Source organism: Pseudomonas edaphica (genome assembly GCF_005863185.1).
Lineage (GTDB): Bacteria > Pseudomonadota > Gammaproteobacteria > Pseudomonadales > Pseudomonadaceae > Aquipseudomonas > Aquipseudomonas edaphica.
The window spans coordinates 1-5,839 of sequence record NZ_VBVZ01000396.1; the positions used below are offsets into that span (position 1 = coordinate 1).

The 5,839-nt window shown below is 61.2% G+C and carries 6 protein-coding genes; all 6 read right to left on the bottom strand.

Translation table 11 applies throughout. The features are described from left to right. Window positions 1–310 (bottom strand): DUF6625 family protein (locus FEM54_RS22390; protein WP_338109343.1); only part of this gene is annotated, 310 nt, incomplete at its 3' end. Between the two features lie 58 nt (window positions 311–368). Then, window positions 369–1,784: a PIG-L family deacetylase gene (locus tag FEM54_RS22395; protein ID WP_138453087.1), complete on the bottom strand. Its 1,416-nt coding sequence runs from the start codon at window positions 1,782–1,784 to the stop codon at window positions 369–371. After that, window positions 1,781–2,677 carry an antimicrobial resistance protein Mig-14 gene (locus tag FEM54_RS22400; RefSeq protein ID WP_017138505.1) on the bottom strand — a complete coding sequence of 299 codons (897 nt, stop codon included), beginning with the start codon at window positions 2,675–2,677 and terminating at the stop codon, window positions 1,781–1,783. Before FEM54_RS22400 ends, FEM54_RS22395 begins: the two co-directional genes overlap by 4 nt. Then, window positions 2,677–3,807, bottom strand: coding sequence for a glycosyltransferase (locus tag FEM54_RS22405; protein ID WP_138453089.1), 1,131 nt, complete (start codon window positions 3,805–3,807; stop codon window positions 2,677–2,679). The genes FEM54_RS22400 and FEM54_RS22405 overlap by 1 nt, the downstream gene beginning before the upstream one ends. Beyond that, on the bottom strand, window positions 3,791–5,548 hold the full coding sequence (locus FEM54_RS22410; protein ID WP_017138507.1) for a carbamoyltransferase family protein: 1,758 nt from the start codon (window positions 5,546–5,548) through the stop codon (window positions 3,791–3,793). Before FEM54_RS22410 ends, FEM54_RS22405 begins: the two co-directional genes overlap by 17 nt. A 133-nt stretch (window positions 5,549–5,681) precedes the next feature. Continuing rightward, window positions 5,682–5,834 carry a YceK/YidQ family lipoprotein gene (locus FEM54_RS22415; protein WP_338109344.1) on the bottom strand — a complete coding sequence of 51 codons (153 nt, stop codon included), beginning with the start codon at window positions 5,832–5,834 and terminating at the stop codon, window positions 5,682–5,684. Window positions 5,835–5,839: the final 5 nt, after the last annotated feature.

Consider the following 5,839-nt stretch of genomic DNA (forward strand, 5'->3'; position numbering starts at 1 on the left):
AGAAATCGTAACCGGTGAGGCGATCAGCGTGGATATGCCCCAACGCCGGCTTGATGTCGCACAGCTTATACGGCGCCAAGGGTGCAAAATTGATGTACAGCCGCTGGGAAACCAGCGCGCAGTAATCGGCAAAGGTGATGCTTTCGATGCGGACATTGTCCGGCACATTGGCCGGCATCGGGCAGTCGCTGAACAGCAACCAGTCGATGTCCGCGTTTTGGCGGCAGCTTTCGAGAAAAAACGGCATCCAGAATGGCCAGCGGCCAAAGTAAGGAATAATGAAAAGGATGCGGGGGCACGAATTGCTCAAGGGGGACTCACTGTCATTTGGTACTGAGGTGCGCTGCGCGCCACCACGTTGCTTAACGTTACTTGTGCTTGATGAACCAAAAGAGTTCATGACGCCGAATGGCCTTGCGGAAAAACTCGTTCTCACCCCACGGTGAGACGGCCCTCCCCGCCAGCAGACGCTGTATGACTCGCCGCACCCGCCGCTTGAACGGCATCTGCGGTTGCAAGTCATGCATCATGCCCAGCGACATGGCCTTTTCACACTGCCGCTCCTCCGATACTGGCATGCAATATGGTTGCAAAATGTAAGTGGAGTCGAAGCATGGCGGCAAAGCGACACTATTGCCCGAATCCCCCATTGGCCAGCGGTCGTTGTCATGCAGATGGTTGGCGTAACCGAGCAAGGTCGTCGGCTGCCATTCCAGGCCCTGCAAGGCTTCCAATACAGCTTGCTGAGCGCAGATATGGTCAGGGTGCGGATCGATCACCGGATGCGGCAGCACAATGACCTCAGGACGTGCCATCAACAGCACGGCACGCAGGTCCGCCAGCAGGTTGTTCCAGGTCGGCTGGCCATCGGCGTCGGCGGGCAGTGGGAACGGGTTGAACTGGCGAAACAGGCGAATATCGCTCAACTCGGCTTCCCGCGACGCTATGGCACGCGCAGGCTCGGCCTTCATCGCCGCCAACTGCAGGCAAAAATACCCGAGCTGAACGCAGTGCTCTTGTGCCACGCCCGCCCAGCGCGGCACGGCGATACTGTCCCAGGCCCGCAGCCGGCCCTTGAGGCGCGCCGCTTCAAGCTTGCCCAGGCCCATGTGCTGATAATGCTCGGCTTCGATCTCCCCGGCGGTCAGTGTCACGATCCAGGGCTGTGCTGCCTGGCTGTACAGGCCAAAGGCGGCCAGTTCGGCATCGTCGGCATGCGGCGCAATCACCATCACCCGCTGCTGACGCACATCCGGCTGGCGGAACACCGACAGCACAGGCTCACCCTGTACCCGGCAAAACCGGCCACGCAACAGCAACTGCCCAGCCAGCAAGGCTTGCGCCTGACCCGTGAGATTGAGGTAGCGCAGGCCGTTGACGCCGCGTTCGAACACTTGGCGGTCGCCGCCCGGCAACGCAACATAGGGATCGATAAACCGCCCCAGCAGGTTGCTCTTGAGCCGCAGTGCGAGGATCAAGGTCTCATCGCCCGCCAGCTCCAGCGTCTGGCCCAGCACCAGCCGGCCCTTGTCCAACGTCACCTTGGGCTGTTCGGTATCGGCGGCAAATTGATACTGATAGTCGTCCTTGGGCGAGTAAAACAGATGGTCGGCAAACCAGGCTTCATGGGCCACCCAGGCCAGCACCGCCAACAGCAGCGGCAACCACCAGGCCACCAGCACACCCACCGCAATCAGCACCAGCAGGCTGACCAGCAGCCCGATGCGCTTATTGCGGCGATGGCGCTTGAGCAACGCCTGCTTGCGGCTGGTCGAAGTACTCATACGGTGAACACCGGCACGGGGTTGCACCAACGGTCCTTGTACTCGCGGTCCGCACGGCCGAACGAAAAGCGCAACGGCTTGCCGACTTCCCGCGCCTGTTCCCAGGCACTTTGCGTATTGAGGAAGCTCAGCACGCTGCCGGGGCTGAACGCGCGGGTTTCGGGGTCTACGCCGCCATTGATGTATTCGACGCTGACCCACTGCGGCGCTTCAACGCGATACACCAATTGCACAGCAATCGGCGCATCGTTGAGGAAAATCACCGAACCGATCAGCCACTCACGCAACAGCTCGATCACCTGCGCCATATGCGCGGCACCGGTGGCCGCGAAGCCCCAGCGGCGCTGGAACAGGTCGCAGTAGATCGCCGCCAGCTCGGCGCTGGAGAAGTCCTGCACCGGCCGCACCACACCGCCCGCCTCTTCCAGCAGGCGCAATTCACGGCGCTGGTTATAGCGAAACTTTTTTGACAGTTCTTCAGGCGTGCGCGCCATGGCCAACTGTTCGGCCTGGAGTTTGATGCCGGCAAAGCGGCCTTCATTCAGGGCCGACAGGTAACGCGCGCGATGGCGCAGCGGCGCCTGGGCATCGGCAGCGGCGGGCAGGATCAACTCGGCGTTGCCGAGGTCGAACAAGCCTTTTTTGCCATTGCGCTTGAGCACGTCTTTGGACAACGCCAGGTCGCGCCCCCAGGTCGCAATACACGCTTTAAGCTCGCCGCTTTGCTCCCAGGCCAAATAGCGCACCGGAATTTCGGCCAGCCCGGCCAGACGCTCGACCACCTGCGGATGGGTGGCGACACTGCCGCCAAAACGCTGCCAGGCGTCGCTGTAGGTCGGCGCGTCAACGACCGACCAACCGCGCTCGCGAAAGCCTTGGAATCGATTGAGCATCAAGCCCTCGCGGTCAGTTCGGTGACAGCAGGCAACTGCCAGAAGGTATCGCGCACGGCCTGATCCGAAAACCGTTGGTGCAGGCGCTCAAGCATCATCTCGGCGCACTGCTGGTGCTGCTGACGACCCATCGCGGCCAAGTGCCGAAGGCCCTGCCCCAAGTGCTCGGCATCGCCGAACGGAAACAGGATGCCCACGCCTTCAACCACTTCCTTGGCGCCGCCGCAAGACGTGGCGAGCAGCGGCACGCCAGCGGCCATGGCCTCCAGCAGCACCATGCCGAACGGCTCATGGTCGGAGCTCAGGGCAAAGACGTCGAATGCACGGAAATACCGGCGCGCATCCGGCACCTGGCCGAGGAACAGCACCTGCTCGGCAATGCCCAGTTCGCGCGCCAGAGACTTAAGGTCTTGCTCCAGGCGGCCGGTGCCGAGGATCGCCAACCGGCTCTGCGCCGGCAAATGCGGCAAGGCCAAGGCAAAGCCTTTGAGCAAGGTGGCTTGGTCCTTGTCCGGGTGCAGGCGGCCGACGTTGCCGACCACCCACTCATCCGGCGACAGCCCCAAGGCATCGCGCGCCTCATCGGCCGACACCTGCAACGCTTGCATGGCCTGGACATCGATGCGGTTATACAAGGTCTGGATACGTGCCGCCGGCCAGGCCGGCAGGCAGCGGCGCATATCATCACGCACCGCGTCAGATACACCGAGCAGGCTCAGGCGCTTGCTGAAAATCGAGGCAAACAGCTTGCGGCTGCTGCGCTGATAATCACCAAAAGCGTGATGTACGCCGATCACTGGCAGGCGCGTACCGAGCAAGGCGATGTAGATCGGCTTGAAGCGGTGGGCAATACAGAAACTGAAGTTGCGCGACGCGGCGATTTTGCGCAATTCACGGATGGCGCCCAGCTTGAGGCCACGAATGGCCTTGGAGCTGAACTCCATGAACAGCACTTCATCAGAGGCGCAACCGGCGGCCACATCGGGGTCGGCGACCCCGGTGAGAAACACCGTGGTCACCTTGTAGCCTGTGCCTGCGAAGAGGCTGGCGTACTGCCGCGCGCAGTCCAGAAACGGCCCGTCATAGCCGTGGCAGAACTGCAGGACGTGGCGCTCAGCCGACCGAGTCATAAGGGTCCACGCCGTCTTTGACGACCAGGATGTCTTCCATGATCAGGTACTGCAGGTCGGAGCCGAAGAACATGTTCAGCGCGTCGGTTGGCGAGCAGATCATCGCTTCGCCACGGCGGTTGAGCGAGGTGTTCAGCGACACGCCGTTGCCGGTCAATACTTCCAGCTCTTTCATCATGTCGTAGTAACGCGGGTTGTATTCGCGCTTGAGCACCTGGGCGCGGGAGGTGCCATCTTCATGGACCACTTCCGGTACGCGGGTTTTCCACTCTTCGGACACTTCAAAGGTGAAGGTCATGAACGGCGCCGGGTGATCGACCTTGATCATCTGTGGGGCCACGGTGTCGAGCATCGACGGGCAGAAAGGCCTCCAGCGCTCGCGGAACTTGATCTGGTGGTTGATGCGGTCGGCCACGCCGGTCGCGCTTGGGCAACCGATGATCGAACGACCGCCCAACGCACGCGGGCCGAACTCCATGCGGCCCTGGAACCAGGCCACCGGGTTGCCGTCGACCATGATCTTGGCGATGCGCTTGGGCATGTTTTCGATCTTGCGCCACACCGGCTTGCTTTCGTGTTTGGCGCACGCGGCAATCACGTCTTCATTGCTGTAGGACGGGCCGAGATAGACGTGTTCCATCTTCTCCACCGGCACGCCACGGGCGTGGGACACATAGGCCGCCGCGCCAACCGCGGTGCCGGCATCGCCGGACGCCGGCTGCACGAACAGCTCTTTAACGTCATCGCGGGCAATGATCTTCTGGTTCAACTTGACGTTCAGCGCGCAACCACCGGCGAACGCCAGCTTGCCGGTGTCCTTGAGGATGTCGCCCAGGTAGTGGTCGATCATCTGCAAGGCCAGCTTCTCGAACAGCGCCTGCATGCTGGCTGCGTAGTGGATGTACGGCTCGTCGGCGATGTCGCCTTCGCGCTTTGGACCCAGCCACTCGATCAGTTTTGGCGAGAAGTAGAAACCCTTGCCCTTCTCTTTATAACGACGCAGGCCGATGACGTTGGCGTAGTCAGTGTTGATCACCAACTCGCCGTTTTCAAATGAGGCCAGGCGCGAGAAATCGTATTTGCTGGCGTCGCCATACGGCGCCATGCCCATGACCTTGAACTCGCCGTCAAGCATCTCGAAACCGAGGAACTCGGTGATCGCGCCATACAGGCCGCCCAGGGAGTCCGGGTCGTAGAATTCCTTGATCTTGTGGATCTTGCCGTTTTCGCCGTAGCCAAAGAACGTGGTGGCGTACTCACCTTTGCCGTCGATGCCCAGGATCGCGGTTTTTTCCTGGAAACCCGAGCAGTGGTAGGCGCTGGAAGCGTGGGCCAGGTGGTGTTCAACCGGCTCGATCTTGATTTTCTTCGGATCGAAGCCCAGCTGCTCCAGGCACCAGACGATCTTGTTGCGATAGCGCTTGTAGCGACGGTTGCCCATCAGGATCGCGTCAAGGGCGCGGTCCGGGGCGTACCAGTAACGCTTGGCGTAGTGCCAGCGCGCCTCGCCGAACAGGCTGATCGGGGCGAACGGGATCGCCACCACGTCAACGTCGGAAGGCTTGATGCCGGCTTGTTCCAGGCAGAACTTCGCCGATTCGTAGGGCATGCGGTTCTTTGCATGTTTGTCGCGTACGAAGCGCTCTTCTTCGGCGGCCGCGATCAGCTTGCCGTCGATATACAGCGCTGCGGAAGGATCATGGCTAAGGGCGCCGGACAGGCCAAGAATCGTCAATGCCACTGGGGTCTAGCCTCTTTTAGTCTGCATGCAGGCGGGTTGCGCCTGAAAAAAGTGTGCCTCCCGCCTGAGCGAGAAACAGCTAAAGGGCGGGATTATAGCGTAAAAGAGCCAGGAAGCTGTTAGCTGCGAGGGACTAGCGAAGCTCAATGCTGCCATCGACATTTTGCTGGTAGATCGTGTAGGGCAAGATGAGCGTATCCAGAACAGCGGAGAGAGGCACATCGATAAAAGCCCATGGCACGTCGTTCAACGCGATCCCGCTTGCGGAATTCGGCGGCCCATGCAGTACGC

Excerpts from the sequence above, each read along its gene's own strand:
- FEM54_RS22405 (WP_138453089.1), bottom strand. The coding sequence starts at position 3,807 with ATGACTCGGTCGGCTGAGCGCCACGTCCTGCAGTTCTGCCACGGCTAT.
- FEM54_RS22395 (WP_138453087.1), bottom strand. The coding sequence starts at position 1,784 with ATGAGTACTTCGACCAGCCGCAAGCAGGCGTTGCTCAAGCGCCATCGC.
- FEM54_RS22400 (WP_017138505.1), bottom strand. The coding sequence starts at position 2,677 with ATGCTCAATCGATTCCAAGGCTTTCGCGAGCGCGGTTGGTCGGTCGTT.